The sequence below is a fragment of the Streptomyces brasiliensis genome (assembly GCF_014647875.1).
Lineage (GTDB): Bacteria > Actinomycetota > Actinomycetes > Streptomycetales > Streptomycetaceae > Streptomyces > Streptomyces brasiliensis.
Window position 1 is genome coordinate 108,545 of sequence record NZ_BMQA01000010.1, and the last position, 24,432, is coordinate 132,976.

Below are 24,432 nucleotides of genomic sequence, written 5' to 3' on the forward strand. Positions count from 1 at the left end.
GGATTTTTGGCCGCCCAACGAGGCAAGCCCACGAAAGACCCGAAAGGGCCTCCGTCCCAGATCAGAGGCCCTTTGCAAGGCAAAGTCGCAGGTAGCGGCGGACGAGTCGGGCGGTACGCCGGGTTTTGGCCCCTTCAAGGACGTGCCATAGAGCCGATCCCGGTCACCCCCGAAGGCGCGCCGTCGATGAAGTACGCGTCAGTCCTCGTCCGGCGTCAGCCGCAGCGAAATGCTGTTGATGCAGTAGCGCTGGTCGGTCGGGGTCGGATACCCCTCCCCCTCGAACACGTGCCCGAGGTGCGATCCGCACCGGGCACACCGCACCTCGGTCCGCACCATCCCGTGCGAACGGTCCTCGATCACCTCCACGGCGTCGGTGTCCTTCGGGTCGTAGAAGGACGGCCAGCCGCAGTGCGACTCGAACTTGGTGCCCGAGGTGAACAGTTCGGCACCGCAGGCGCGGCAGGAGTAGACGCCCTTGGTCTTGGTCCCGGTGTACTCACCGGTGAAGGCGGGCTCGGTGGCGGCTTGGCGCAGCACGGCGTACTCGGCCGGGGTCAGCTCCTCGCGCCACTGCTCGTCCGGCTTGTCGACGTCGTACGACATGGATCTTCAGCCCCTTCACTGCTCCGACAGGCGGTCCAGAATCAGCGGGCCCAGGTCGGTCACGTCGCCCGCGCCCATGGTGAGAACGAGATCGCCCACCCGCGCCATTCCCGCGATCACGGCGGGGGCCTCGGACTTGTCGTGTACGGCCGTGACGTCGGCGCCCGCCGCACGCGCCGCCTCGATGATCAGGTCGCTGGTGACGCCGGGGATCGGGTCCTCGCGGGCCGGGTAGATGTCGAGGACGACCGACGCGTCCGCCAGGGCCAGCGCCTGGGCCATCTCCTTGCCCAGCTCCTGGGTGCGGGAGAACAGGTGCGGCTGGAAGAGGACCAGGATGCGGGCGTCACCGGCGGCCGCGCGCATCGCCTCCAGGTCGGCGGTCATCTCAGTGGGGTGGTGCGCGTACGAGTCGACGACCTGCACACCGGCCGCCTCGCCCTTCAGCTGCAGGCGCCGCTTGACCCCTGTGTACGCGGCCAGTGCGGGCGCCAGCTCCGCGGCCGGCACACCGAGCGCCGCGCCCGCGGCCAGCGCGGCGACGGCATTGTGCGCGTAGTGCCGGCCCGGGACCGACACGGTGAAGGTGAGCTCCGAACCGTCCAGAAGAACGGTCACCTCGCTCTTCAGCCCCTGTGGCACGACCGACAGGACCCGCACGTCGGCGTCCTCGGCCTCGCCGTACGTCACCGTACGGACCTTCCCGGCAAGGCGCCGGGTCAGCTCCCGCGCACCCTCGTGATCGGCGGAGATCACCAGCGTGCCGCCGGGCACGATCCGGCCCGCGAAGGTCTCGAAGGACTCGTAGATCTCGTCCATCGAGGCGTAGTTGGCGTGGTGGTCCAGCTCCACGTTGAGGACGATGGCGACCTCGGGCGCGTACTTGTGGAAGCTGCGGTCCGATTCGTCGGCCTCGGCGACGAAGATCTCGCCGTCGCCGTGCAGGGCGTTCGAGCCGGGGGCGTCCAGGTCGCCGCCGATGGCGTACGAGGGGTTCAGCCCCAGCTCGGTCAGCGACACGGCCAGCATGGAGGTCGTGGTTGTCTTGCCGTGGGTACCCGCGACCGCGATCGGCCGCAGACCGCCCATCAGCGAGGCCAGGGCGTCCGAGCGATGCACCACGGGAACGCCCAGCTCCGCCGCACGGACGAGCTCCGGATTGTCCTCCCGGATCGCCGACGACACGACGACACAGCCGGCGTCGTCGGCGAGATGCCCGGCGGCGTGCCCGATGTGCACGGTCACCCCCAGCGCACGCAGCGCCTCGGCGGTCGCCGACTCCTTGGCATCACTGCCGGCCACCTTGGCTCCACGCTGCGCGAGGATCTTCGCGATACCGGACATCCCGGCCCCGCCGATCCCGATGAAGTGCGGTCGGTCCATGGCGGTAGGAAGGCCGGGTGCCATGCATGTCTCCCCAGGTACGGTGCGATCGGAGCAGGCCTAGCCTATGCGCTGCAGCACCGGGGGCCGTGCAAGGGGCGCGGGGCCGTAACGATGTGCGGCTCGGCCGCGTGGACGCGAACGACCACGACGGCCCCGCACCCGCCATCGCACCACACCCCCGACGGCGTCCGGGCCTACCGCTACGCCTTGCTGTGCGAGAACAGCTTCAACACCGGCACCCCCACCTTGTGCCGGGCCCGAGACGCCCAGTCCCGGTGGAAGAACTCCTCCACGTAATGAGGGTCGGTCAGCACGATGACCTCATCCGCCCCGACCTCCCCCACGAGCGTCTTCAACGCGTCGAGCGGATGATCCTCGACGAGTCTCCCCTCGGCCTGACTGCCCACCGCCCGCAGAGCCGTCAGTGAAACCGCCAGCGCCTGCTCGGCCGGCTCCTTCGCCGCGGCCCCCTCCGGCGTCTCCCCCTCCCGCGCGGCGTCGTCCAGTTCGCCGAGGGCGATGTCGTCGATGGCCCGCAGCAGCCGGTCGGCCTGGTCCCCGCGGGGCTGGAGCAGCACATGGAACGAGACGGGCTCGTCTCCGTGCAACGTGCTGACGAACTCCACGTCGGCGGACGTCAGGGCCTTCTCGATCATCAGTACGCTTGTGAACACCAGCGCCCCATTCTCCTTCGAGGACCCGCGGGCCCTCAATCCTCCGTGGGCCGTGTCAGGCCCTGCGGAAACCATCCTGCCCCGTGATCGCACGGGTTCTGCCGGAGATTAGTGTGCCCGGCAGAAGCCAAGCGGAACGATATATTCCGATTAATTCAGGACCGACGGTACCGACCGAACAGAAACCCGGCCTCTTCCAGCAGAGACACCAGTTCGAAGTGCAGGGGTACGGATACCGACGGCCCCCCGGAGATCCGCTGCGCCCCGCCCGCGACGAGCAGCGGAGAGAGGGTCAGACACAGCTCGTCGAGCACCCCGGCGCCGACGAACTGCCCGAGCAGCCGGGGCCCGCCCTCGGTGAGCAACCGGGTGTGGCCCAGGCCGGCGAGGATCCGTACGGCGCGTGCCGGGTCCACCCCGGTCCCGTCACCCGCGATCACCACCCGCGCGCCCGCCTTCTCGGCCGCGGCGACACGGTCCGGGGCAGCGGCGGCGCCGGTCAGGATCAGGGTGGGCACCAGCGGCGAGGTGTACAGCGGGAGCGAGAAGTCCAGGTCCAGACTCGCGCTGACGACCGCGATCACCGGCGCCGGCCCCTGTCCCGCCGCATCCCGGGCCGCAGCGAATTCCGCACGCGCGCGTGCCGGGCGGTAGCCCTCCTGCCGTACCGTTTCCGCGCCCACGACCACGACATCCGCCAGCGCCCTCAGCGTGCCGAAGATCCGCATGTCGGCCGCGCTGGAGATACCGGCGGACCGGCCGTCGTGCTGGGCGGCACCGTCGAGCGTGGACACCATGTTCCCGCGCAGCCAGGGCTCACGGGCTGCGGACTCGGGGTACGCATAGGCGGCGGCCAGCTCGTCGAGCCCCCACTCACGGTCAGCGAGCCCGGCCGTAGCGCCGGTACCGCCCGCACCTCCCGCTCCTAGGGCCCCGGCCACCCCGCCGACGCCCCTCACCCCCTCTTCCTCCGCGCCCCCGCCGGAGGCCTGGGCTGCTGTTTCGTCGGTCACAGGGAACAGGCGTCGCATGCCGTGCAGTGTGACACGGCGCTTAGCATGGGGAACCGTGTCCTCCTCCACCGCCGCGTCGGGCCTCCGTTCCATAGCCGGAGCGACCCCCCAGTCCCTGTGCACTCGCGAGCCGCACGTCCCCGCGGACCGGCTGGTCGCCGAGATGGTGCCGCCGCCCCGCTTCGACTCGGTCCGCTTCGCCACGTACATCCCGGACCCGAACCAGCCCAGCCAGACCGAGGCCGTACAGGTCCTCGAAGGATTCGCAGGCGGTCTCGGCGGCGCCCACGCCACCGGCGGCGGCAAGCGGGGGTTCCTCGGATTCGGCAGGGCCAAGGCCCCGAAGACGCCGGCCGGACCGCGCGGTGTCTACCTCGACGGCGGCTACGGCGTCGGCAAGACCCATCTGCTCGCCTCCCTGTGGCACGCCACTCCGGCCGAGCCCGCTCTCAAGGCGTTCGGCACCTTCGTGGAACTGACGAACCTGGTCGGCGCCCTCGGCTTCCAGAAGACGGTGCAGACCCTGTCCGGTCACCGTCTGCTGTGCATCGACGAGTTCGAGCTCGACGACCCCGGTGACACCGTTCTCGTGTCGACCCTGCTGGGCAAGCTGGTCGAGGCGGGTGTCGCGCTCGCCGCCACCTCCAACACGCTGCCGGGCAAGCTCGGCGAGGGCCGTTTCGCGGCGGCCGACTTCCTGCGCGAGATCCAGGGCCTGTCCGCCCACTTCCGCACCCTGCGCATCGACGGCGAGGACTACCGCCACCGCGGCCTGCCCGAGGCGCCGGCGCCGTACTCGGACGAGCAGGTGACCAAGGCGGCGTACGCCACGCCGGGCGCCTCGCTCGACGACTTCCCGCATCTGCTGGAGCACCTGGCCAAGGTGCACCCGAGCCGGTACGGCGCGCTGACCGACGGCCTGACGGCCGTGTGCCTCACCGATGTCCGGCCGGTGCCGGACCAGTCGACGGCGCTGCGGCTCGTGGTCCTCGCGGACCGGCTCTACGACCGTGAAGTCCCCGTGCTGGCCTCGGGGTTGCCCTTCGACCGGCTGTTCAGCGAGGAGATGCTGAAGGGCGGGTACCGCAAGAAGTACTTCCGCGCGATATCCCGGCTCACCGCGCTGGCCCGGGACGCCAAGGGACTGGTCGAAGCCGGATAACGGATCCGACTCCCGCCCGTCAAGGGGCGGTTCGCGCCACGCCAGCGGCACTTTTCACGCTTCTGTCCATGAGAAGCGCCGAGTCGGCCCTGCACAGCACTTTGCAGGGTTAACGCGCCTCTTGACCATTCGTTGACCGATCCTTGGTGCTCGCGAGGGCGTGACCTGCGGTCTTCACGCCCACGGAAACCTTCGCATCCGCGCACACAGTGCGTGACACGAAGGCCAAGGCTCAGCCTGGAATCAAGGCTCCCCCCATCCCGCGGAGCCTGCCGCACCCCCACCGAATGTCGTGCACGCCCGACGCGCCCCGGCGGCGCGCCAGGAGGATGCCACGCATCATGCAGCCCGTCATGCCCGACTTCCCTCATGTGAAGCGGGACTTCGCCGCCTCTCTCGTCGTCTTCCTGGTCGCGCTCCCGTTGTGCGTGGGCGTGGCCGTCGCCTCCGGTGTGCCGGCCGAACTCGGGCTGGTCACCGGCATCGTGGGCGGTCTGGTCACCGGGCCGGCGGAGTGCTCCAGATCCTGATGGGCGCCCTGCGGCTCGGGCGCTGGTTCCGGGCCATATCGGTCTCCGTCGTCGAGGGCATGCTGGCCGGAATCGGTCTGGTCCTGATGGCCGGACAGCTGTACTCGATGCTCGCAGCCGAGGCCCCGGCATCCGGACCGGGCATGCTGACCGGGCTGACCGGGGCGTTCGCGGACGCCCTCGGGGACCGCAGTGCACTGGCCTCGCTCGCCCTGGGCGCGGGCACGATCGCCGTGCTCGTGCTGTGGCGGCCGGCTCCGGCGAGGGTGCGGACGGTGCCCGGTCCGCTCGTCGCGGTCGGTCTCGCCGCCGTCGCCGTACCGGCCCTCGAGCTGCCCGTGGCCACCGTCGAGGTGCGGGGACTGCTCGACTCGCTCCAGCCGCCCCCGCTCGGCGCCTTCGGCGAACTCGCGGGCCCGGACGTCCTCGGTACGGTCGTCGCGTTCACACTGATCGCGTCCGCCGAGTCCCTGTTCAGCGCGGCGGCCGTGGACCGGTTGCACGACGGGCCGCGTACGGCCTACGACAAGGAACTGCTCGCGCAAGGCGTCGGCAACACGGTGTGCGGGCTGCTGGGCGCGCTGCCGATGACCGCGGTGATCGTGCGCAGCGCGGCCGACGTCCAGGCGGGCGCGCGGACCAAGGCGTCGCGCGTGCTGCACGGAGTGTGGCTGCTGCTGTCCGCGGTGTTCCTGCCGGACGTGCTCGGCCACATCCCGATACCGGCCTCGCGGGCGTCCTGGTGCACCCTGGTCGTCACGGCCGTGTCGATCGTCGCGGTGAGCATGTTCGAGGGGGTGCTCATCGGGCTCGGGCCGGCCGTGGTCAAGACGGCCTGGGAGGCCTCGCACCTCCGGCTGGAGGTCGTCGACAAGGGCGCGGGTCCCATCGAGGCGTACCTGTCGGGCAACGCGACCTTCCTGCGGCTTCCGAAGATCCTGGACAGTCTGGAGGCGCTGCCGCAGGACCGGCCGGTCCTGCTCGACCTGTCCGGCCTGCACCATCTGGACCACGCCTGCCGCACGGCGCTGGAGACCTGGGCCGCGCGGTACAGCGCGGAGGGAACCGAGCCGGTGCGGCTCACGCAGGCGTAACCGGAGAGGGCCGCTCCGGTCCGGGGCGACGGCATAGCCCCGGACCAGACGCCGGGCATATCGTTGCTGGAGTGGACGTATCGGACCTCTGATGAAAGGGGTCGTCATGCTCCAGGAGCTGCTCGGTGCGATCGCGGCAGCCGGCGCCGTCGGCGTGGTCTACCTGACCGCGGCTGCGCGCGTCGTCAGGCAGTACGAGCGCGGGGTGGTGTTCCGGCTCGGGCGGGTCGTCGCCCCGGTGCGGTCGCCGGGCTTCAACATGATCATCCCGGTGATCGACCGGCTGCGCAAAGTCAACATGCAGATCGTGACGATGCCGGTGCCCGCCCAGGAAGGCATCACCCACGACAACGTGACCGTGCGGGTCGACGCCGTCGTGTACTTCAAGGTCGTGGACGCGTCGGCCGCGATCGTCAACGTCGAGGACTACCGGTTCGCGGTCTCACAGATGGCACAGACCTCGCTGCGCTCGATCATCGGCAAGAGCGACCTCGACGATCTGCTGTCCAACCGCGAAAAGCTCAACCAGGGGCTGGAGTTGATGATCGACAGTCCGGCCGTGGGCTGGGGCGTGCAGATCGACCGGGTGGAGATCAAGGACGTGTCCCTGCCGGACGCGATGAAGCGGTCCATGGCCCGCCAGGCCGAGGCCGACCGGGAGCGCCGGGCCAGGATCATCAACGCCGACGCCGAGTTTCAGGCGTCGCGGAAGCTGGCGGAGGCGGCCCAGCAGATGGCGGACACGCCCTCCGCGCTCCAGCTGCGGCTGCTGCAGACGGTGATGGCCGTGGCGGCGGAGAAGAACTCCACGCTCGTCCTGCCGATCCCGGTGGAGCTACTGCGGTTCCTGGAGAGGGGACAACAGCCGACGGCGATCGGTGACGCGGGCCCGCACCACGACTGAGCGCTCCGCGAGAAGTGGTGGCGCGATCGGCCGTCGATCCTCCACGGGTCCGTCGTGACTGGTCGCACCCGTGTGGCGGGGCCGCACACGGACACTGCCTCGCACCCCTTCGAGGCGCTGCCGACGCCCCGCGTGGCACGTTCACACACTGGCTGACGCGGGGAATCGACCGCACAGCACCCGACGCCGAGCCCTCACCGACCGCACCCCCACCGGCACGCCGACCGGCCGCCAGGGCCGCTCGACCCGGTCGCGCCGCGGTCTGCGGCCGGGCGGGTGACACCTTCTCCACCGACGGTCGAGTTGGGCGATTTGTCGGATTTTCAGTCATATCTTCATATGGTGTTCACTCTTGTACGCCGTGTCACCGCCGTCTGCGCCCTGAGCGCCGCCCTCGCCTCCTGCGGCACCACCGAGGCACCGCACGCCGCCCGCCCGGCCCCCACCAAGCCCTCCCCCACCGCGACACAGCCGCCCAGATTGACCCCTGGACCGGGCGGTCTCACCCCGGTCTTCATGAACGGACCGCGCACCCGGGGCAAGACCGTCGCCCTCACCTTCGACGCCGACATGACCGCCGACGAGGGGCCGCGCGCCGCCTCCGGCGAGCACTTCGACAACCCTGGCCTGATCACCGCCCTGCGTGAGCTGAAGGTCCCGGCCACCGTGTTCATGACCGGCCGGTGGGCCGACGAGTACCCGGCCGAGGCCCGCTCGATCGGCACCGACCCGCTGTTCGAGGTCGCCAACCACTCCTACAGCCACTACGCCTTCAAAAGTGACTGCTACGGACTGCCGACCGTCGGCGCCGACCGGATGCGGACGGACGTGGAGCGGGCGTACACCGCGCTCCGCAAGGCGGGCGTGCCGCACCCGATGCCGTACTTCCGCTTCCCCGGCGGCTGTTACGACCAGCAGGCGCTGCGCGCGCTGAGCGGGCTCGGTGTCACCGCGGTGCAGTGGGACGTGGTGAGCGGCGACGCGTTCGCGACGGACGCCGACGCCGTGGTCAAGCAGGTGCTGGACGGCGTGAAGCCCGGGTCCGTCGTGGTCATGCACTGCACCCGCAGCGCCGCCCCGACGACCGAACGGGTCGTGCGCACGGTCGTACCGGAACTGCGCAAGCAGGGCTACCGCTTGGTGAAGGTGTCCCAGCTGATCGGTGAGACGAGCACGCGTCACTGAACCGCCTACGCTGGATGCATGAGCGACGAGGAATACTGCACGATCATCGACGCCGCGCCCCCGCGGGCCGACGGTCCGCCGTACGCGGAGTGCGTGTCGTGCCGGAAGCCCACCGAGTACCCGGAGTCGTACAAGGGCATCACGCTGTGCCCCGTGTGCGAGTGGCAGGAGGCACAGCGCACCGCCTGCTCAGGGTGAGCGCCGGCCCGCGAGCGCCGCGGCCAGCGCGAACGCGGCGGCCGTGAGCAGGGCCGCGGCGGCCAACGGCAGCAGCGGCACCGGCACCCGGCCCGACCGCGAGCCGGTGACCAGGCCGCTCACCGCTGCCTGCGCCGGGGAGCCCGACACCACCACCGACAGCAGCGCGGCCAGCAGCATCGTGGGCACCGCCCGGCCCGGCGAGCGCAGCAGCGGCCGGTTGGTGAGCGCGCCGACGGCCGTTCCGAGCAGGGCGCACGCGAGGGCGGCCAGGAGACCGGCCACGCCCGCCTGGAGCGGCGGGACATGGGCGCGGTGGCCGGTCGCCGCCGGGTCGCTGATCAGCGTGACGACCAGGGTGGCCGCCGCACCGAGCACCGCCGCCGCGCCGAGCGCCGTCAGCAGAGCGGCCAAGTGCGCCCGGGCCGGTCCGGTCGCCGCGAAGACGACGGCGCGGGCGGCGGGCGGTTCACCGGTGACGCAGATCCGCACCAGCCAGGCGGCGACCGGCAGCAGCGCCGCGGCCGAGTAGCCGAGCGAGTCGAGCACCGGCTGCCCGCCCTGCACCCCGACGGCCAGGAACGCGGCATACAGGATGAGCGGCGACAGCCAGCGCTGGGAACGCAGGAGCAGGGCGGTGTGGTAGCGCAGGAGTGCGGTCATGACCGGCCTCCGAGGTCGGGGGTGAGGTCGTCCGGGTGCACGCGCACCACGTGCCAGGGTGGGCGCGCCGTCAGCAGGGCCCGCAGTACGACGTCGGAGCGGGACGCGGGGACGGTGAGCCGGTAGCCGCCCGGTGTGATCTCCTCGGCCGAGGTGACCGCCCGCGTGACGTCGGCGGGCAGTTGTCCGCCCGGCGGCCCCTGCACGCTGACGACGGTGTGCGGGCCGACGGCCGAACTCGCCTTCTCGGTACGGCGGTCGAGGGCTGCGTCGGCGACCGTGTACGTCGCGTCGGGTGCCCCCGCGAGGCGGCGCGGGTCGTGGTCGACGAACACGACGGCGCCTCCGGCGGAGGTCCGCTCGGCGACCGCCCGCTCCAGTTCGGCCCGTGCGCCGGTGTCCAGGCCGGTCCAGGCCTCGTCCAGCACGAGCAGCTCCGGCTCGGCGAGCAGCGCCTGGGCCACCGCGACCTTCTGGCTGCTGCCCTTCGACAGCTGCGCCAACGGCGTACCGGCGTACGCCGACGCGCCGAACCGCTCCAGCCACTCCCCCGCGGCACGGGCCGCCGTCCGGCGCGACAGTCCGTGCACGGTGCCGAGGTGGGTGAGATAGCCGGACGCGGTGAAGGGGAGCGCGGCCGGGAACCGTTCGGGTACGTACGCGGTGCGCGGACGACCGGTGACACGGCCCTCCGTCGGGGCGTCGATCCCGGCGAGGAGCCGCAGCAGGGTCGACTTGCCGGTGCCGTTGGCGCCCTCCACCCGTGTGAGGGTGCCCGGGGTGACGGTCAGGTCGACGCCCCGTAGCACCCAGGGTCCGCGCAGTCCGTAGCGGCGGCCCACCCTGGTCAGCCGTAGATCACGTTGCATGGGGGCCATTTTCGCGCGCCCTTTAAGGTTGGCTGATGTGAGCGACGTTCCCATGCCCCCGAGCGACAGCCCCTTCCACGACGAGCGCACCTCGCGCGACGAGGCGCCCCAGTTCGTCCTGCCCATGGTCGTACGGATCGAGCGCAGCGCCCCGCCCGCCCGAACGGACGCGCTGGAGACCGCTGCCCGGGCCGTGCTCGTGCTGCTCAGCGACGAGCGGGCGCTGGGCGACGGGGAGTGGGCGCAGGCGGTGCGGGACTGGCAGGACGCCCGGATCCGCAAGGTGGTGCGCCGGGCGCGGGGCGCCGAGTGGCGACGTGCCGAGGCGCTGCCCGGGATCACGGTCACCGGGAAGTCCGCGGAGGTACGGGTCTTCCCGCCCGTTCCGCTGGACGGCTGGCCCAAGGACCTCGCCCGGCTCCAGGTGTCCGGCACCGACCTCGACGACCCGGAGCCGCCCGCCGGCCTCGACCACACCGAGCCGGTGCTCTGGCTCAACCCCGGCCTCGACATGTCGGCCGGAAAGGCCATGGCCCAGGCGGGGCACGGCGCCCAACTCGCCTGGTGGGAACTGTCCGACGAGGAGCGCACGGCCTGGCGCGAGGCGGGCTTCCCCCTCGCCGTCCGCACGGCCGATCCCGCCGACTGGACCCAACTGACGGACAGCGGCCTGCCGTTGGTGCGTGACGCGGGCTTCACCGAGATCGCGCCGGGGTCCTGCACCGTCGTGGCGGACCATCCGGCGCTGCGGTAGGGGCCGACCCGGCTCCGGTCAGGGGCCACCAGGCGGCCGCCGGCGCCAACCTCAAATGTTGCTCTGAACGTGCGGGGCGCGGGATTCGGCGCCGCACGCCTGGGCCATACCCCCGTCACGCCATGACGGCGGCAGGAGGCACGGAGGGGGACGCGTGATGCGGCAACTCGGGACGGGGATCGGCTGGCGACCGGAGATCGCGGACGCCGTGGAACGCATGCCGGGTGTCGACTGGGTCGAGGTCGTCGCGGAGAACGTGTGTCCGGGGCATCTGCCCGAGTCGCTGCTGCGGCTGCGCGAGCGCGGCGTGACCGTCGTGCCGCACGGCGTCTCGCTGGGCCTCGGCGGGGCGGACCGGCCCGGCGAAGGACGGCTGACCGCGCTCGCCGAGCGGGCGACGGCGCTCGGATCGCCGCTGGTCACCGAGCACATCGCGTTCGTCCGGGCCGGCGGGCCGCTGACCGCGTCCCCGCGTCTCGAGGCGGGCCACCTGCTGCCGGTTCCCCGCACCAAGGACGCGCTCGACGTGCTGTGCGAAAACGTGCGCATCGCCCAGGACGCGCTGCCCGTGCCCCTCGCCCTGGAGAACATCGCCGCGCTGATCGCCTGGCCCGGTGAGGAGCTGACCGAGGGGCAGTTCCTGTACGAACTGGCCGAGCGGACCGGCGTACGGCTGCTCATCGACGTGGCGAACCTGCACACGAACCACGTCAATCGCGGCGAGGACCCGGCCGAAGCGCTCGCCGAACTGCCCCTGGAGGCCCTGGTGTACGTCCATGTCGCGGGCGGCTTCGAGCGCGACGGGGTGTGGCACGACAGCCACGCCCACCCCGTCCCGCGCCCGGTCCTCGACATCCTGACCGACCTCGCCACGCGCGTGTCCCCACCCGGGGTGCTGCTGGAACGGGACGAGAACTTCCCCGAACCGGCCGATCTGGAGGGGGAGTTGGGTGCGATCCGGAAGGCCGTGACCAAGGGCGCGGCACGACGACCGATCGACGGCTCGGCACGGAAGACTGCCGTGTCTGCGGCCGACGGCCCGACGCCGAAGGCGGTGACCTCTGTGGCCGACGGCCCAGCGCACACGCCTGCGGCCGACAGCCCGGCGCTCATACCTGCGGCCGACGGCCCGACGCCGAAGGCGGTGACCTCTGTGGCCGACGGCCCAGCGCACACGCCTGCGGCCGACAGCCCGGCGCTCATACCTGCGGCCGACGGCCCGGCGCCGGAGCTCGTCGAACCCGCGGCCGACGGCCTCGCCCCCGAGGCCGGCTTCGAATCGGCCCGCGAGCGCGTCGGTCTCGCCGAGGCGGCCGTGCTGTCCGCGCTCGTCGCCGGGACGCCCGTGCCCGAGGGGTTCGACCGAGTGCGGATGGGGGTGCAGGCGCGGGCGCTCGCCGCCAAGCGGGCGGACGTGGTGGCGAAGGTCGCGCCCGAGCTGCCGGACATCCTCGGCGAGGGGTACCGGCGGGCGTTCCTCGGTTACGCCCAGGGGCACCCGCTGACCGGCGGCTACCGGCGGGACGCGCTGGACTTCGCCGGGCACCTGCTGTTCACGGCGCCGGTCGAGGACCCCGCCGTACGTCGGGAGGTGCGGGCGTGGTGGCTGGAGCGCTCCGGGCCGGCGCCGCGTTCGCGCAGGACGGTCGTGCGGGCGGCCCGGGCGGCCCGGCGGGTGCTGCTGCGCAGAGGGTGAGGACGGCCAGTGGCGACTCCGGAGCAAGCCGGTGCGGACTGCGCAGTAATATGCCGACCCCGCACCCACTCGAACCACACTGGCGTGCGGTGCCATCAGCAGGAGGCACCATGCGACCGCGTCCGCCGATCAAGGGCCGAGGCATAGTCAGCGGCACGGGGCTCATCATCACGGGCCTGGTCGCGACCCTCGTGGCGCTGATCTTCCCGATCTGGTCCTACGCGGACCGGGCCGGGACCACCACCGATGCCGACGTCCTGAGCGACCGGACTGTGGCGACTCGGTACGGACCGCTGTCCGGGCAGGACCGCGACTTCGTCACCCGGGTCAGGCTGGCCGGACTGTGGGAGCTGCCCGCCGGGGAGCTGGCCGAGCGCAAGGGCACCACCGCGGCCGTACGGACGGCCGGACAGCATCTGGTCGACGGGCACACCTCGCTGGACGCACATGTGCGCACCGTCGCCGGCCAGCTCGGGCTGGCGCTGCCCAACGAGCCCAACGAGCAGCAGAAGCAGTGGCTGGCCACCCTGAACGCGGCCCAGGGGCAGGACTTCGACCGGCAGTTCGCCAACATCCTGCGGCTCGCCCACGGCAAGGTGTTCTCCGTCGTCGCACAGGTCCGCGCGAGCACCCAGAACTCACTGGTCCGCGGCCTCGCCGACGACGCCAACGCCACCGTGCTGAACCACATCGAGGCCCTGGAGGCGACGGGCGACGTCGACTTCGCCCAGCTGGCACGGGACTTGGCCCCGAGCGCCCCGCCCGCGTCCGGCTCCCCGGTGCCGAGCGTCGACCCGGCATCCGCGATCCCGGTCGTCCCGTCCGCCGCACCGAGCTACCCGCTCCCGCCCGCCGCCTCCAGCCCACGGCCGGCGAACGCCCCCTGAACTGCGGGCGAATCACGACATCACGGACCGACAACACTGTGTCCGGATGGTGAACAAGGCATGGTGTTTCCAAGACCACTGGCATAGAAACACGTCATGTTCTGGGTCCTTCTCCTGCTGTTGGCCTGGGCCGTCGCCGGCACGGCGTGCACGGGGCTGTGCCTGGCCGCCGTACGCGCGGCGACCGTCGAGAGGCACGGCACGGACGCGGACCGCGAGCACGATCTGACGCTGTACGAGGCGGCGTTCCTGTCGGGCGGCCCCGCGCGGGTCGCCGACCTCACCCTGGTCTCCATGGCGCGCCAGCGGCGGCTGCTGCTCGCGCACACCGGCTGGGCGACCGTCGTCGACCCGACGGGCCGGGACGAGATGGAACAGTCGGTGATAGGAGCGATAGGCCCCGAGGGCCAGTCCCGCATCGAGCCGGTGCGGTCCGCGGCGGCGGCCGCCGATTCCGTGCGGCGTCTCGCCGACGGGCTGGTGAGGGCGGGGCTCGCGGTGCCCGACGGAGCACGTACGAACGTCGCGGCCTGCGTCGGCCAGGTGCGCGCCGCCGCCGTGGGTGTACTCGCGCTGGGCCTGGCCGCGCTGCTCCTGCCCGCCCACAGCGAGATGCCGCGCGACCTGATCGCCCTGTGGTTCGCGCTCCCGCTCGCCCTGACCCTGAGCTGCCTCGCGATCGCCCGGGTCGAGGCGCACCCCTACTCGCGCTGGGCCTCCCCGGCCGGGCAGCGGCTGCTCGGCGCCCTGACCCGGCGCGTCGCGGGCGCCGGCGACGACCGCAGGTACCTCACCTCCGTCGCCGTACGCGGCATCCGCGCCGTCGGCGAGCCCGAACTGCGGGCGGCGTTCGCCGATCGGGGGCAGCACTGGCCCGAGTGAGGGCGGGTCGAGGGGCGCATCGGGGGCATTGGCGCCGACACCGGCCGGATGGTGCTTGCCTTCACCAACTGGCGAACGAAATATCCCCTTTGTTGCTGCAGTGTCCGTGCTGCCGTGCACCGAAGGGAAATGCGATGAGAGCTGCCGCCCTCTACTCGGCCGCCGGGTCCTTGCTCCTGACCACCCTGGCCGCGGCCCCGGCCGGCGGCGCGCCGGCGTCCCCCGGGGCCGCCGAGGTGCGGGGTGCCGCGGTCGCCGCCGCCCGGGCACGGGCGGCCGGTGTCCACTTCGGGAAGTGCCCGGCCACCGAGGAAGCGCCGGGCACGCTGCTCTGCGGCACGGTCCGTGTCCCGCTGGACTACGCCCACCCCGACGGCAAGCAGATCTCACTGACCGTCAGCCGGGTGCGGGCCAGCCAGAAGGACCCGCGCAACAGCAAGCGCAAGATCCCCCGGCAGGGCGCCCTCGTCTACAACCCGGGTGGTCCCGGCGCCTCCGGCATGTACTTCCCGCTGATCGGCGAAATGCCGCAGTGGAAGCGGATCGCCGCCGCGTACGACCTCGTCGGGTACGCCCCGCGCGGGGTGGGCCGCTCGGCGCCGCTGTCCTGCCAGGACCCCAGACGCTTCTTCGAGGGACCCTCGCAGGCGCCGACGCACCCCTCGGCGTCGTACAAGAAGGACCGCGTCGCGCGGGCGAAGGCGTACGCGCGCGGCTGCGCCGAGCGGTCGGGGAGCGGGCTCAGGTACTACAACACCCTCAACAACGCCCGTGACCTGGACGTGCTGCGAGCCGCGCTGGGCGAGGAGAAGCTGACGTTCATGGGGGCCTCGTACGGCACCTACCTCGGGTCCGTGTACGCGACGCTCTTCCCCTCGCACGTACGGCGGATGGTGCTGGACTCGGCGGTGAACCCGGACCCGGGACAGATCTGGTACCGCAACAACCTGCAGCAGTCGGCCGCCTTCGAGGGCCGCTGGGCCGACTTCCGCGAGTGGATCGCCCGGCACGACCACGTGTACGGACTCGGTGACACCACCGGGAAGGTGCTGCGCAGCTACGAGAAGGCCGAAGACCGGCTCGCCACGAAGCCCGCGGGCGGCACGGTCGGGCCGGGGCAACTGCAGGGCGCGTTCCTGACGGCCGGGTACTACGACGACTACTGGCCGAGCCGCGCGGAGGCACTGTCGGCGTATCTGAAGGGCGACCCGAAGCCGCTGGTCGCGGTGGCCGGGCCGGAGCGGGAGACGGCCACCGAGGCGGAGAACGGCAATGCCGTGTACACGACCGTCGAGTGCAACGACGCTCCCTGGCCGACGGACTGGGCGGTGTGGGACCGCGACAACACCCGGCTCGCGCGGGTGGCACCGTTCGAGACCTGGGACAACGTCTGGATGAACCTGCCGTGCGCCTACTGGCAGGCGCCTCGGCAGCAGCCCGTCGACGTGCGCACCGGGCCCGGTGAGCTGCCGGCGGTGCTGATCATGGCGGCGGAGCGGGACGCGGCCACGCCGTACGACGGGGCGCTGGAGATGAACCGGCGGCTGGCTGGTTCGGTGCTGGTCACCGAGCGGGACGCCGGCACGCACGGCATCGGCGGCGGACCCAACAAGTGCGTCAACGCCCATCTGGACGCGTACCTCCTGGAGGGCCGGCTCCCGGTGCGGCACGCGTCCTGCGCACCGCACCCGGAACCGAAGCCGAAGACCCCGTCCGACGCGTCCCGCAACCAGCCCCTCAGGGACGCCCTGAAGGGCAAGGCGTAACGAGCCTGGTGGCCGGGGCTGCGCGAGCCCCGGTCACCAGCTCGGTGATGTCCTGGCGACGGCCCGTGCCACGTCCCCCCGGGGCCGAAGCACCCGGCTGCCGCTCCGCGGCGGGCCGGACCCCCGGCCGACGGCAGCGCGGCGTCTGCCCTCAGGCGAGGCCCGCAATCAGCTCGGCGATGTCCTTGCGGCGGCCCGTGAAGAACGGGACCTCCTCACGGACGTGCATGCGGGCCTCCGAGCCGCGCAGGTGGCGCATGAGGTCGACGATGCGATGCAGCTCGTCCGCCTCGAAGGCCAGGACCCACTCGTAGTCGCCGAGCGAGAACGAGGCGACCGTGTTGGCGCGCACGTCCGGATAACCGCGGGCCATCTTGCCGTGGTCGGCGAGCATGCGGCGGCGGTCCTCGTCGGGCAGCAGATACCAGTCGTAGGAGCGCACGAAGGGGTAGACGCTGATGTAGTTGCGCGGCGTCTCGTCGGCGAGGAACGCCGGGATGTGCGAGCGGTTGAACTCGGCGGGCCGGTGCAGCGCCATGTTCGACCAGACCGGCTCCAGCGCGCGGCCCAGCTTCGTGCGGCGGAAGAGGTTGTAGGCCTCCTGCAGCTGGTCCGCGGTCTCCGCGTGCCACCAGATCATCAGGTCGGCGTCGGCGCGCAGGCCCGAGAGGTCGTAGGTGCCGCGGATCGTCACGTCCTTGGCGGCGAGCTGGTCGAACAGCTCCTGGACCTCGTCGGCGTAGCCCGCGCGGTCCTCGGGCAGCACGTCCTTCAGCTTGAAGACGGACCACAGGGTGTAGCGGATGACCTCGTTGAGGTCCTTGGCCAGCTTGCCCTTGTTCGGGATCCGGCCGGCCTCGGTGGTGGGGGCGTCGTCACTCATGTCCCTTATTCTCCTGATCCTCCGTGCAGACTCTGCACCGGGTTGGCGGTGAGCTCCTCGACACCGCTGAGATCGCCGCCGAGCTGGTCGACGGCGGCGTACGCGCTGGCGATGCACGCCGGGATACCGACGCCGTCGTACTGCGCGCCGCACACGGCGAGGCCCGGGAGCTTGGCCACGTGTTCGCGGATTCGTACCACGCGCGCGTGGTGACCGACCGGGTACTGGGGCAGGCCGTCGGTCCAGCGGGTGACGCGGGCCTCCAGCGGGTTCGCGTCGAGGCCGGTGGCCGCGCGCAGGTCGTGCCGGGAGACCTCGACCAGCTCCGCGTCCTCGCGGCTGAGGATCTCCGTCTCGCCGTACCGCCCCACGGAGGTGCGCAGCACGATCACGTCCGGGTCCTCGTCGGCGATCCAGCCCCACTTCTGCGAGGCGAACGTCGACGCCTTGATGGTGCGGCCGTCGACCGGCGGGACGAGGAAGCCGCTGCCGTCGGGGAGGGCGGCGTCGGCGCGGCGGTAGGCGAGGGTGACGAGGGCCATGGAGGCGTACTCGACGGTGCGCAGGTCGGCGGCGGCCTCGGGGGACTCGGCGGCCAGCAGCCGGGCCGCGGCCGGGGCGGGTACGGCGACGACCACGGCGTCCGCGCGCAGCACTCGGTCACCGGCGACGACCCGCCAGCCCGCGCCCGCCTCCCGGCGCAGCTCCGTCACCGGGGTCCCGGTCAGGATCTCGCCGCCGCGCGCCCGCACCGACTCCGCGACCGCGAGCGGCAGTCGGCCCACGCCGCCCTCGATGCCCATGAACACCGGTCCGGTCCGGCGGTTGGCCTCGGCCTCGGCCTGGATGTCGCGGACGGCCTCGGTGAGGGAGTCGTGGGTGCGTGCGGCCTGGAAGAGCTGGGGGACGGCCGAGCGCATCGAGATCCGGTAGGCGTCACCCGCGTAGACCCCGCCCAGGAGGGGTTCGACGAGGCGGTCGACGACCTCGCGGCCGAGGCGTGCCGCCACGTACTCCCCCACCGCCACGTCGTCGCCGACCTCCGTGCGGGGCAGGTCAGCGTCGCGCTCGATGCGGGCGAGGCCGTCGTCGGACAGGACACCGGAGAGGGCGGACGCGGTGCCCGGTACGCCCATCACATGACCCTTGGGCATCGGACGCAGCGCGCCGCGGGTCCAGATCGAGGCCGTCGCGGTGGCCGGGGGCTGGAGCCGGTCCGCGAGGCCCACCTCGCGGGCCAGGCCCACGGCCTCCGGGCGGCGCGCCAGCATCGACTCGGCGCCCAGGTCGACGCGCACGCCCGCGAGCTCGCCGGGCAGCAGCTTGCCGCCGACACGCTCCGACGCCTCGAGGACGGTCACACGGGCCGCGCGCCCGAGCAGCCGGTGGGCGGCCGCAAGACCGGCGACTCCGGCTCCGATGACGACGACATGGCCCTTGACCGTGGGTGATCCGCTCATGGCTCCACCTTCTCAGACGCCACCGACAGCCGTGCCAGGGCCTTGTGGCCCCATTGCGTTGTGACCGTGACCTCATCGGAACCGTTTCGGGCCAACGTCCGGTCCGGTCCGGGCGTCGAAGGAGCGTCGATTGTCACGACCCTCGGGGGGTAGCCACGATGCACGTACGACAGTCCCCGCGTTTCCCGCGACCCGTTCACGCCCTGGCCGGGCTTCTGCTGGCCGCCTCGCTCGCGCTCGCCGGGTGCAGCGCCTCGGACGACACGGGGAGCAGCACCGCGGACAAGGCCGCCGCTCCGGCCGGTGGCGCCCGGGGCTCCGCCGTCCAGGGGGAGGCGGACACCGCGGGCGGCAAGGCGGGCGACGCCCGGGCCGAGCAGACCCCGCCCGACCTCACGGCCGGCCACATCATCCGCACGGCCTCCCTGACCGTGCAGGTCAGGGACGTGCCCAAGGCGCTCGACGAGGCCCGCACCGCCGCCGAGAACGCGGGCGGGTTCGTCGGCAACGAGAGCACGCACCGGGACGAGAAGGGTCACGAGACCACGCGGGTCGTGCTGCGGGTGCCCACCGACAAGTACGACGAGGTCCTCAGCGACCTCCGGGGCACGGGCAAGCTCATCGACCGCACCGCCAAGGCCGAGGACGTCACCGACCAGGTCGTCGACGTCGACAGCCGCATCAAGTCGCAGCGGGCCAGCGTCGCCCGGATCCGTGAGCTGATGGACCAGGCGACCAAGCTCAGTGACGTGGTCACCCTGGAAGGGGAATTGAGCCGCCGCCAGGCCGACCTGGAGGCGCTGCTCGCTCAGCAGGCGTCGCTGAAGGACCGCACCAGCCTGGCCACCATCGCCCTCTCGCTGTCCGAGACGCCGGTCAAGAAGGCCGCGAAGGACGACACCCCCGGCTTCCTGGACGCGGTGTCCGGCGGCTGGGACGTCTTCGTCACGCTGCTGCGCTGGATCGCCCTGGCCGTCGGCGCCGTCCTGCCCTTCGCGGCGCTCACGGCACTGCTCGTGCTGCTGTGGCTGCGGGTCGTACGGCCGCGTCTCGCGCACCGCACCCCGCCCGCCGCCGCGACGACGGCGCCGCAGGTCCCCGTGGGGCGCGCGCCCGGCGAGGAGGGCTGAGCGGGCCCGGAACGACCCGTGCCCGTAGCGTGTTCACATGAGCATGAGCGGTGGGCGGGGCACAGCGGAACGGCTGGTCGTGATCGGCGGCGACGCCGCGGGGATGTCCGCGGCGTCGCAGGCGCGCCGGATGCGGGGGCCCGACGAGCTGGAGATCGTGGCGTTCGAGCGCGGCCGCTTCACCTCCTTCTCGGCGTGCGGCATCCCGTACTGGGTGGGCGGCGACGTCCCCGAGCGCGAGCGGTTGATCGCCCGTTCACCGGAGGAGCACCGTGAGCGGGACATCGACCTGCGGATGCGCACCGAGGTCACGGAGATCGACGTGGCGGGACAGCGGGTACGCGCGCGTGACGTCGATTCCGGCGCCGGGTCCTGGACGCCGTACGACAAGCTCGTGATCGCGACCGGCGCCCGCCCGATCCGCCCGGACATGCCCGGCGCGGACGCGCCCGGAGTGCACGGTGTGCAGACGCTGGACGACGGCCAGGCGCTCCTTGACTCGCTTGCACGCACGCGTGGCCGTCGAGCGGTCGTCGTCGGCGCGGGCTACATCGGCGTCGAGATGGCGGAGGCGCTGGTCAACCGCGGATACGAGGTGACGGTCGTCAACCGCGGCAAGGAACCGATGGCCACGCTCGACCCGGACATGGGCCGCCTGGTGCGCCGGGCGATGTCGGGCATGGGCATCACCATGGTCGACGACGCCGAGGTCACCAAGGTGTTCACCGGCGAGGACGGCCGGGTGCGCGCGGTCGCGACGCAGGACGCGGAGTACTCCGCCGACGTGGTCGTGCTCGGCATCGGCGTGCGCCCCGAGACGTCCCTGGCCCGGACGGCGGGCCTCCCCCTCGGCGCCCACGGCGGCCTGCTCACCGACCTCGCCATGCGGGTACGCGGCCACGAGAACATCTGGGCCGGCGGCGACTGCGTCGAGGTCCTCGACCTGGTCTCAGGCCAGGAGCGGCACATCGCCCTCGGCACCCACGCCAACAAGCACGGCCAGGTCATCGGCATGAACGTGGGCGGCGGTTACGCCACCTTCCCGGGCGTCGTCGGCACGGCGGTGAGCAAGGTCTGCGCCCTCGAGATCGCCCGCACCGGCCTGCGCGAGAAGGACGCGCGGAGGGCGGGCCTCCAGTACGAGACGGTCACCATCGAGTCGACCAGCCGCGCGGGCTACTACCCCGGCGCCTCCCTCATGACGGTCAAGATGCTCGCGGAACGCCGCACGGGCCGCCTCCTGGGCGTGCAGATCGTCGGCGGCGAGGGCGCGGCGAAACGCGTCGACATCGCGGCGGTGGCCCTGACGGCACGGATGACGGTGGAGGAGATGACGGCCCTGGACCTGGGCTACGCCCCACCGTTCTCCCCGGTGTGGGACCCGGTCCTGGTGGCGGCACGTAAGGCGGCGGCGAAGGTACGCGCGGGCGCCCGGTAGGCACCCGCCCCGCAGAGCCGGTGCCCGGGCGAGCACGCGGTCCGCCGACGAGCATCTGGTGCTCGGTGCCCAGGCCCCCCGCCTAAGCCGTCCCGCTGATCCGCGGCAACGACGCACTCGGCAGCGAAGCGACCGCCCCGCTCGGCTGCTCCCCGGCCGGTTTCGCATGCGTCGCAGCCACCCGGACCGAGCGCAGCCGGTGGCTCACGGCCTCGTCCAGGGTCACCGGGCGCTGCATCTGCGCGGCGAGCCGGCCCGCCTCCTGGCCGAGGCGTGCGACGTCCTCCCAGGGCAGCCGCACCACCAGTGAGATCTCCGCCTCGCCGTCCGGCAGGGCCTGCATCGCGGGGAATGTCTGAGGAGTTCCTCGGTCGTTCATCGCCTGATCCTCACGTCGGTTGACGAGAGATACGCGCACCGGCCGGGCGGCTTTCACCGATTCGCGCGGCTCATCCAGGGCACTACTCCTACGTGGTGATCCCCGTCCATGACGTGAACCCGGTGCGCCGTACCCCGTGGGTGACGTACGCGCTCATCGCCGCCAACGTCATCGTCTTCCTCCACACGCCCGGCATGGCCGGCTCCGTGGCCGGGGGCAGCAACCTGGCGCAGCTGTGTCACCTCCAGGCGTTCATGGACCAGTACGCCGCGGTGCCCCGGGAACTGATCCACGATCAGCTGCCGCGCATGGTGCCGACGGGCGAGGTGGGGGTCGGCGCGCACGGCCCCGGCTGCGTCGTGGGCCCGCCCGGCTACGACAAGTCACCGCCCCTGTCGGTCTTCACGGCGATGTTCCTGCACGGCAGCTGGCTGCATCTGCTGGGCAACATGCTGTTCCTGCTGATCTTCGGCAACAACATGGAGGACCGGATGGGCCACATCCGGTACTTCCTGTTCTACATCGTCTGCGGCTACGCGGCCGCATACGGATTCGCACTGCTCAACGACACCTCGGGCGACCCGCTGATCGGCGCCTCCGGGGCGATCGCCGGAGTCCTGGGCGCCTATCTGGTGGTGTATCCGAGGGTCAGGGTGTGGGTCCTGGTCCCGTTCCTGATCTTCCTGCCGCTACGGCTGCCGGCCTGGCTGGTGCTGGGCTTCTGGTTCGTGCTCCAGGCCGTGTACTCGTCGGGCCACGGCATCTCCGGCGCCGGCTCCGTGGCGTACGCGGCACACATCGTGGGCTTCGTCGTCGGCATGCTCCTCGCACTGCCACTGCGCCCGGGCACACCACCGCCCCCGGAGCCACGCAGACTGATGTTCGGCAGACAGGCCCGGCCCCGGCACACCTGGTGAGGGTCAGCGGGCGGTGTGCGTGTGCACGTACTCCACGAGGCGGGTGAGGGCGTCCGGGTCGGTGGCGGGGGGGACGCCGTGACCGAGGTTGAAGACGTGGCCCTCGAGGGCGGCGGCCGCGTCCAGGACCTCGCGGGTCTTCGTCTCGACGGCCTCGGGGGTGGCGAACAGCACCGTCGGGTCGAGATTGCCCTGGAGTGCCTTGCCGGGGCCGACACGGCGGGCGGCCTCGTCCAGCGGGACGCGCCAGTCGACGCCGACGACGTCCGCGCCGGCCTCGCCCATCAGGTGCAGCAACTCCCCGGTGCCGACGCCGAAGTGGATGCGCGGGACGCCGTACCCGGCGACGGCGTCCAAGACCTTGGCCGAGGCGGGCAGCACCGAGCGCCGGTAGTCGGCGGGGGCCAGCGCGCCCACCCAGGAGTCGAAGAGCTGGACGGCGCTCGCGCCCGCCTCGATCTGCACCTTGAGGAAGGCGGCCGTGATGCCGGCGAGCCGGTCGAGCAGCTCGGCCCAGAGGCCGGGGTCGCCGTACATCATCGCCTTGGCGTTCTCGAACGTCCGCGACGGGCCGCCCTCGATGAGGTAGCTCGCCAGGGTGAACGGGGCGCCGGCGAAGCCGATGAGCGGGGTCGGGCCCAGCTCGCGGGTCAGCAGACCGATGGCCTCCGTGACGTACGAGACGTCCTCGGGGGTGAGGTCGCGCAGCCGGTCGAGATCGGCGCGGGTGCGGATCGGGCGCTCGACGAGCGGGCCGATGCCGGGCTTGATGTCGAGGTCGATGCCGATGGCCTTGAGCGGGACCACGATGTCGCTGTAGTAGATCGCCGCGTCCACGTTGTGCCGGCGCACCGGCTGCAGGGTGATCTCGGCGACCAGGTCGGGCCGCGTGCAGGACTCGAGCATCGGGATGCCCTCGCGCACCTTGCGGTACTCCGGCAGTGAGCGCCCGGCCTGCCGCATGAACCAGACGGGCGTGTGCGGCACGGGTTCACGCCTGCACGCCCTGAGGAACGCGGAGTCGTACGTCGCTGTCGGCTGCTGGCCCGTGGGGCTTCCGTTGGCACTCACGAAGGCAAGTCTCCCATGGTCCCGAAGCAGACGTGGCCGCGCCCTTTAGCCAGCCTTTAGGTGGTGTCTCTCCCTGCGCGAAGCCCCCGTTCCCCTTAATCTTCCCCGCATGGCTGCGGCTCAGGGACGACTGTCGGACGGCGCTGGCGGAATGGACGACGCGAAGGAGGCCGGGGAGGCGGAGCGGCATACCGACGGCACGGCTCCGCCGGCCTTCCGGGCTGCCGTCGAGGCGTTGCGGAACGCGCGGCTGCGGCCACAGATCGAGGTGGACCCGACGCCGGCCCCCCAGCGGCTCGCCCCGTTCGCGTACGCGCTGGAGGCGACGGTCGTCGACGGCGACCAGGACCTGGCCGACGGCCGGCTGATCCTGCTGCACGAACCAGCCGGGCACGAAGCCTGGAACGGCACGTTCCGGCTGGTCACGCTGGTCCGTGCGGAGCTGGAGCCGGAGATGGCGGCCGATCCGCTGCTGCCCGACGTGTGCTGGTCGTGGCTGACGGGCGCGCTCCAGGCGCGCGGGCTGTCGTACGGCGAACCGAGCGGCACCGTCACACGCGCCAGCTCGCACTACTTCGGCGGCCTGTCGGAGCGCCCCGGCGCCTCGCAGATCGAGATCCGCGCCTCCTGGACACCGCGCGAGGGCCTGACCGGCATCCCTGACACCGCGACCCACCTCACCGCCTGGTGCGATCTGCTCGCCCAGATCGCGGGCCTGCCGCCGGCCGCTCCGGGGGACGCGTCGGTGGTGACGCTGCCGCAGCGCCGCGGACCGCAGTCCCGTTGACGGCCCCTTGAGGGTCCCTTTGTCGATACGGCCACATTCAGTCACCCACGACCTGCCGATGATCTGATTCGCTCACTGAACGATCGACCGAACGTCCG

23 protein-coding genes and 1 pseudogene are annotated in these 24,432 nt (G+C 72.2%); 14 read left to right on the forward strand and 10 right to left on the reverse strand.

Annotation, left to right across the window (positions count from 1 at the left end; all coding sequences use genetic code 11):
* Nucleotides 1-198: 198 nt before the first annotated feature.
* The 4 genes from msrB to IEZ19_RS18115 all read right to left on the reverse strand — a co-directional run bounded on the left by msrB (nucleotide 199) and on the right by IEZ19_RS18115 (nucleotide 3,697).
* Nucleotides 199-606, reverse strand: a complete 408-nt coding sequence (msrB, locus tag IEZ19_RS18100; RefSeq protein ID WP_189312237.1) for a peptide-methionine (R)-S-oxide reductase MsrB — start codon at nucleotides 604-606, stop codon at nucleotides 199-201.
* A 15-nt stretch (nucleotides 607-621) separates the two neighbouring features.
* Complete coding sequence (gene murC / locus IEZ19_RS18105; RefSeq protein WP_189312238.1) at nucleotides 622-2,013, reverse strand: UDP-N-acetylmuramate--L-alanine ligase; 1,392 nt, start codon at nucleotides 2,011-2,013, stop codon at nucleotides 622-624.
* Between the two features lie 179 nt (nucleotides 2,014-2,192).
* Nucleotides 2,193-2,666 carry an indole-3-glycerol phosphate synthase gene (locus tag IEZ19_RS18110; RefSeq protein WP_189312239.1) on the reverse strand — a complete coding sequence of 158 codons (474 nt, stop codon included), beginning with the start codon at nucleotides 2,664-2,666 and terminating at the stop codon, nucleotides 2,193-2,195.
* Nucleotides 2,667-2,821: 155 nt separating this feature from the next.
* Nucleotides 2,822-3,697, reverse strand: coding sequence for a pyrimidine reductase family protein (locus IEZ19_RS18115; RefSeq protein WP_189312240.1), 876 nt, complete (start codon nucleotides 3,695-3,697; stop codon nucleotides 2,822-2,824).
* Between the two features lie 37 nt (nucleotides 3,698-3,734).
* On the opposite strand from IEZ19_RS18115, the gene zapE reads away from it, so the two are divergent.
* The 5 genes and pseudogenes from zapE to IEZ19_RS18140 all read left to right on the forward strand — a co-directional run bounded on the left by zapE (nucleotide 3,735) and on the right by IEZ19_RS18140 (nucleotide 8,752).
* Nucleotides 3,735-4,841, forward strand: coding sequence for a cell division protein ZapE (zapE, locus tag IEZ19_RS18120; protein WP_189312241.1), 1,107 nt, complete (start codon nucleotides 3,735-3,737; stop codon nucleotides 4,839-4,841).
* A 341-nt stretch (nucleotides 4,842-5,182) separates the two neighbouring features.
* Nucleotides 5,183-6,465 (forward strand): annotated as a pseudogene (locus tag IEZ19_RS18125) (SulP family inorganic anion transporter).
* A gap of 106 nt (nucleotides 6,466-6,571) precedes the next feature.
* On the forward strand, nucleotides 6,572-7,369 hold the full coding sequence (locus tag IEZ19_RS18130; RefSeq protein WP_189312242.1) for a slipin family protein: 798 nt from the start codon (nucleotides 6,572-6,574) through the stop codon (nucleotides 7,367-7,369).
* Nucleotides 7,370-7,708: 339 nt separating this feature from the next.
* Entirely contained in the window at nucleotides 7,709-8,554 is an 846-nt protein-coding gene (locus tag IEZ19_RS18135; protein WP_373297003.1) for a polysaccharide deacetylase family protein, read from the forward strand.
* Nucleotides 8,555-8,572: 18 nt separating this feature from the next.
* Complete coding sequence (locus tag IEZ19_RS18140) at nucleotides 8,573-8,752, forward strand: hypothetical protein (protein WP_189312243.1); 180 nt, start codon at nucleotides 8,573-8,575, stop codon at nucleotides 8,750-8,752.
* Here IEZ19_RS18140 and IEZ19_RS50760 read toward each other — a convergent pair.
* Both IEZ19_RS50760 and IEZ19_RS50765 read right to left on the reverse strand, forming a co-directional pair.
* On the reverse strand, nucleotides 8,744-9,415 hold the full coding sequence (locus tag IEZ19_RS50760; protein ID WP_229840447.1) for an ABC transporter: 672 nt from the start codon (nucleotides 9,413-9,415) through the stop codon (nucleotides 8,744-8,746). The genes IEZ19_RS18140 and IEZ19_RS50760 overlap by 9 nt on opposite strands.
* Nucleotides 9,412-10,284: an ABC transporter ATP-binding protein gene (locus IEZ19_RS50765; protein WP_229840449.1), complete on the reverse strand. Its 873-nt coding sequence runs from the start codon at nucleotides 10,282-10,284 to the stop codon at nucleotides 9,412-9,414. Before IEZ19_RS50765 ends, IEZ19_RS50760 begins: the two co-directional genes overlap by 4 nt.
* A gap of 52 nt (nucleotides 10,285-10,336) precedes the next feature.
* Here IEZ19_RS50765 and IEZ19_RS18150 point away from each other — a divergent pair, with 52 nt between their 5' ends.
* The 5 genes from IEZ19_RS18150 to IEZ19_RS18170 all read left to right on the forward strand — a co-directional run bounded on the left by IEZ19_RS18150 (nucleotide 10,337) and on the right by IEZ19_RS18170 (nucleotide 16,269).
* A complete protein-coding gene (locus tag IEZ19_RS18150; protein ID WP_229840467.1) occupies nucleotides 10,337-11,038 on the forward strand; it encodes a peptidyl-tRNA hydrolase in 702 nt (233 codons plus the stop codon).
* A 157-nt stretch (nucleotides 11,039-11,195) separates the two neighbouring features.
* The gene (locus tag IEZ19_RS18155) at nucleotides 11,196-12,734 is read left to right on the forward strand and encodes an MbnB/TglH/ChrH family RiPP precursor modification enzyme (protein ID WP_189312350.1); all 1,539 of its coding nucleotides are present in this window, start codon (nucleotides 11,196-11,198) and stop codon (nucleotides 12,732-12,734) included.
* Between the two features lie 110 nt (nucleotides 12,735-12,844).
* Nucleotides 12,845-13,621, forward strand: a complete 777-nt coding sequence (locus tag IEZ19_RS18160) for a DUF4142 domain-containing protein (RefSeq protein WP_189312245.1) — start codon at nucleotides 12,845-12,847, stop codon at nucleotides 13,619-13,621.
* Between the two features lie 96 nt (nucleotides 13,622-13,717).
* Nucleotides 13,718-14,503, forward strand: coding sequence for a TIGR04222 domain-containing membrane protein (locus IEZ19_RS18165; protein ID WP_189312246.1), 786 nt, complete (start codon nucleotides 13,718-13,720; stop codon nucleotides 14,501-14,503).
* 134 nt (nucleotides 14,504-14,637) lie between these two features.
* Nucleotides 14,638-16,269, forward strand: coding sequence for an alpha/beta hydrolase (locus IEZ19_RS18170; RefSeq protein ID WP_189312247.1), 1,632 nt, complete (start codon nucleotides 14,638-14,640; stop codon nucleotides 16,267-16,269).
* Nucleotides 16,270-16,420: 151 nt separating this feature from the next.
* Here the strand turns inward: IEZ19_RS18170 and hemQ are convergent, their stop codons facing one another.
* Nucleotides 16,421-17,152: a hydrogen peroxide-dependent heme synthase gene (gene hemQ, locus IEZ19_RS18175; RefSeq protein ID WP_189312248.1), complete on the reverse strand. Its 732-nt coding sequence runs from the start codon at nucleotides 17,150-17,152 to the stop codon at nucleotides 16,421-16,423.
* Nucleotides 17,153-17,157: 5 nt separating this feature from the next.
* On the reverse strand, nucleotides 17,158-18,612 hold the full coding sequence (gene hemG, locus IEZ19_RS18180; protein WP_189312249.1) for a protoporphyrinogen oxidase: 1,455 nt from the start codon (nucleotides 18,610-18,612) through the stop codon (nucleotides 17,158-17,160).
* Nucleotides 18,613-18,770: 158 nt separating this feature from the next.
* Between hemG and IEZ19_RS18185 the strand changes: the two genes are divergently transcribed.
* Both IEZ19_RS18185 and IEZ19_RS18190 read left to right on the forward strand, forming a co-directional pair.
* Nucleotides 18,771-19,742: a DUF4349 domain-containing protein gene (locus IEZ19_RS18185; RefSeq protein ID WP_189312250.1), complete on the forward strand. Its 972-nt coding sequence runs from the start codon at nucleotides 18,771-18,773 to the stop codon at nucleotides 19,740-19,742.
* A gap of 37 nt (nucleotides 19,743-19,779) precedes the next feature.
* A complete protein-coding gene (locus IEZ19_RS18190; protein WP_189312251.1) occupies nucleotides 19,780-21,180 on the forward strand; it encodes an FAD-dependent oxidoreductase in 1,401 nt (466 codons plus the stop codon).
* Nucleotides 21,181-21,262: 82 nt separating this feature from the next.
* Here IEZ19_RS18190 and IEZ19_RS18195 read toward each other — a convergent pair whose 3' ends face one another.
* On the reverse strand, nucleotides 21,263-21,559 hold the full coding sequence (locus tag IEZ19_RS18195) for a hypothetical protein (RefSeq protein ID WP_189312252.1): 297 nt from the start codon (nucleotides 21,557-21,559) through the stop codon (nucleotides 21,263-21,265).
* A gap of 92 nt (nucleotides 21,560-21,651) precedes the next feature.
* On the opposite strand from IEZ19_RS18195, the gene IEZ19_RS18200 reads away from it, so the two are divergent.
* On the forward strand, nucleotides 21,652-22,476 hold the full coding sequence (locus IEZ19_RS18200) for a rhomboid family intramembrane serine protease (protein WP_189312253.1): 825 nt from the start codon (nucleotides 21,652-21,654) through the stop codon (nucleotides 22,474-22,476).
* Nucleotides 22,477-22,479: 3 nt separating this feature from the next.
* Here IEZ19_RS18200 and hemE read toward each other — a convergent pair whose 3' ends face one another.
* Nucleotides 22,480-23,547: a uroporphyrinogen decarboxylase gene (gene hemE, locus IEZ19_RS18205; RefSeq protein ID WP_189312254.1), complete on the reverse strand. Its 1,068-nt coding sequence runs from the start codon at nucleotides 23,545-23,547 to the stop codon at nucleotides 22,480-22,482.
* A gap of 151 nt (nucleotides 23,548-23,698) precedes the next feature.
* On the opposite strand from hemE, the gene IEZ19_RS18210 reads away from it, so the two are divergent.
* The gene (locus tag IEZ19_RS18210) at nucleotides 23,699-24,334 is read left to right on the forward strand and encodes a DUF3000 domain-containing protein (RefSeq protein WP_189312351.1); all 636 of its coding nucleotides are present in this window, start codon (nucleotides 23,699-23,701) and stop codon (nucleotides 24,332-24,334) included.
* Nucleotides 24,335-24,432: the final 98 nt, after the last annotated feature.

Excerpts from the sequence above, each read along its gene's own strand:
- msrB (WP_189312237.1), bottom strand. The coding sequence starts at position 606 with ATGTCGTACGACGTCGACAAGCCGGACGAGCAGTGGCGCGAGGAGCTG.
- murC (WP_189312238.1), bottom strand. The coding sequence starts at position 2,013 with ATGGCACCCGGCCTTCCTACCGCCATGGACCGACCGCACTTCATCGGG.
- IEZ19_RS18115 (WP_189312240.1), bottom strand. The coding sequence starts at position 3,697 with ATGCGACGCCTGTTCCCTGTGACCGACGAAACAGCAGCCCAGGCCTCC.
- IEZ19_RS18130 (WP_189312242.1), top strand. The coding sequence starts at position 6,572 with ATGCTCCAGGAGCTGCTCGGTGCGATCGCGGCAGCCGGCGCCGTCGGC.
- IEZ19_RS18135 (WP_373297003.1), top strand. The coding sequence starts at position 7,709 with ATGGTGTTCACTCTTGTACGCCGTGTCACCGCCGTCTGCGCCCTGAGC.
- IEZ19_RS18140 (WP_189312243.1), top strand. The coding sequence starts at position 8,573 with ATGAGCGACGAGGAATACTGCACGATCATCGACGCCGCGCCCCCGCGG.
- IEZ19_RS50760 (WP_229840447.1), bottom strand. The coding sequence starts at position 9,415 with ATGACCGCACTCCTGCGCTACCACACCGCCCTGCTCCTGCGTTCCCAG.
- IEZ19_RS50765 (WP_229840449.1), bottom strand. The coding sequence starts at position 10,284 with ATGCAACGTGATCTACGGCTGACCAGGGTGGGCCGCCGCTACGGACTG.
- IEZ19_RS18150 (WP_229840467.1), top strand. The coding sequence starts at position 10,337 with ATGCCCCCGAGCGACAGCCCCTTCCACGACGAGCGCACCTCGCGCGAC.
- IEZ19_RS18155 (WP_189312350.1), top strand. The coding sequence starts at position 11,196 with ATGCGGCAACTCGGGACGGGGATCGGCTGGCGACCGGAGATCGCGGAC.
- IEZ19_RS18160 (WP_189312245.1), top strand. The coding sequence starts at position 12,845 with ATGCGACCGCGTCCGCCGATCAAGGGCCGAGGCATAGTCAGCGGCACG.
- IEZ19_RS18165 (WP_189312246.1), top strand. The coding sequence starts at position 13,718 with ATGTTCTGGGTCCTTCTCCTGCTGTTGGCCTGGGCCGTCGCCGGCACG.
- IEZ19_RS18170 (WP_189312247.1), top strand. The coding sequence starts at position 14,638 with ATGAGAGCTGCCGCCCTCTACTCGGCCGCCGGGTCCTTGCTCCTGACC.
- hemQ (WP_189312248.1), bottom strand. The coding sequence starts at position 17,152 with ATGAGTGACGACGCCCCCACCACCGAGGCCGGCCGGATCCCGAACAAG.
- hemG (WP_189312249.1), bottom strand. The coding sequence starts at position 18,612 with ATGAGCGGATCACCCACGGTCAAGGGCCATGTCGTCGTCATCGGAGCC.
- IEZ19_RS18185 (WP_189312250.1), top strand. The coding sequence starts at position 18,771 with ATGCACGTACGACAGTCCCCGCGTTTCCCGCGACCCGTTCACGCCCTG.
- IEZ19_RS18190 (WP_189312251.1), top strand. The coding sequence starts at position 19,780 with ATGAGCATGAGCGGTGGGCGGGGCACAGCGGAACGGCTGGTCGTGATC.
- IEZ19_RS18195 (WP_189312252.1), bottom strand. The coding sequence starts at position 21,559 with ATGAACGACCGAGGAACTCCTCAGACATTCCCCGCGATGCAGGCCCTG.
- IEZ19_RS18210 (WP_189312351.1), top strand. The coding sequence starts at position 23,699 with ATGGACGACGCGAAGGAGGCCGGGGAGGCGGAGCGGCATACCGACGGC.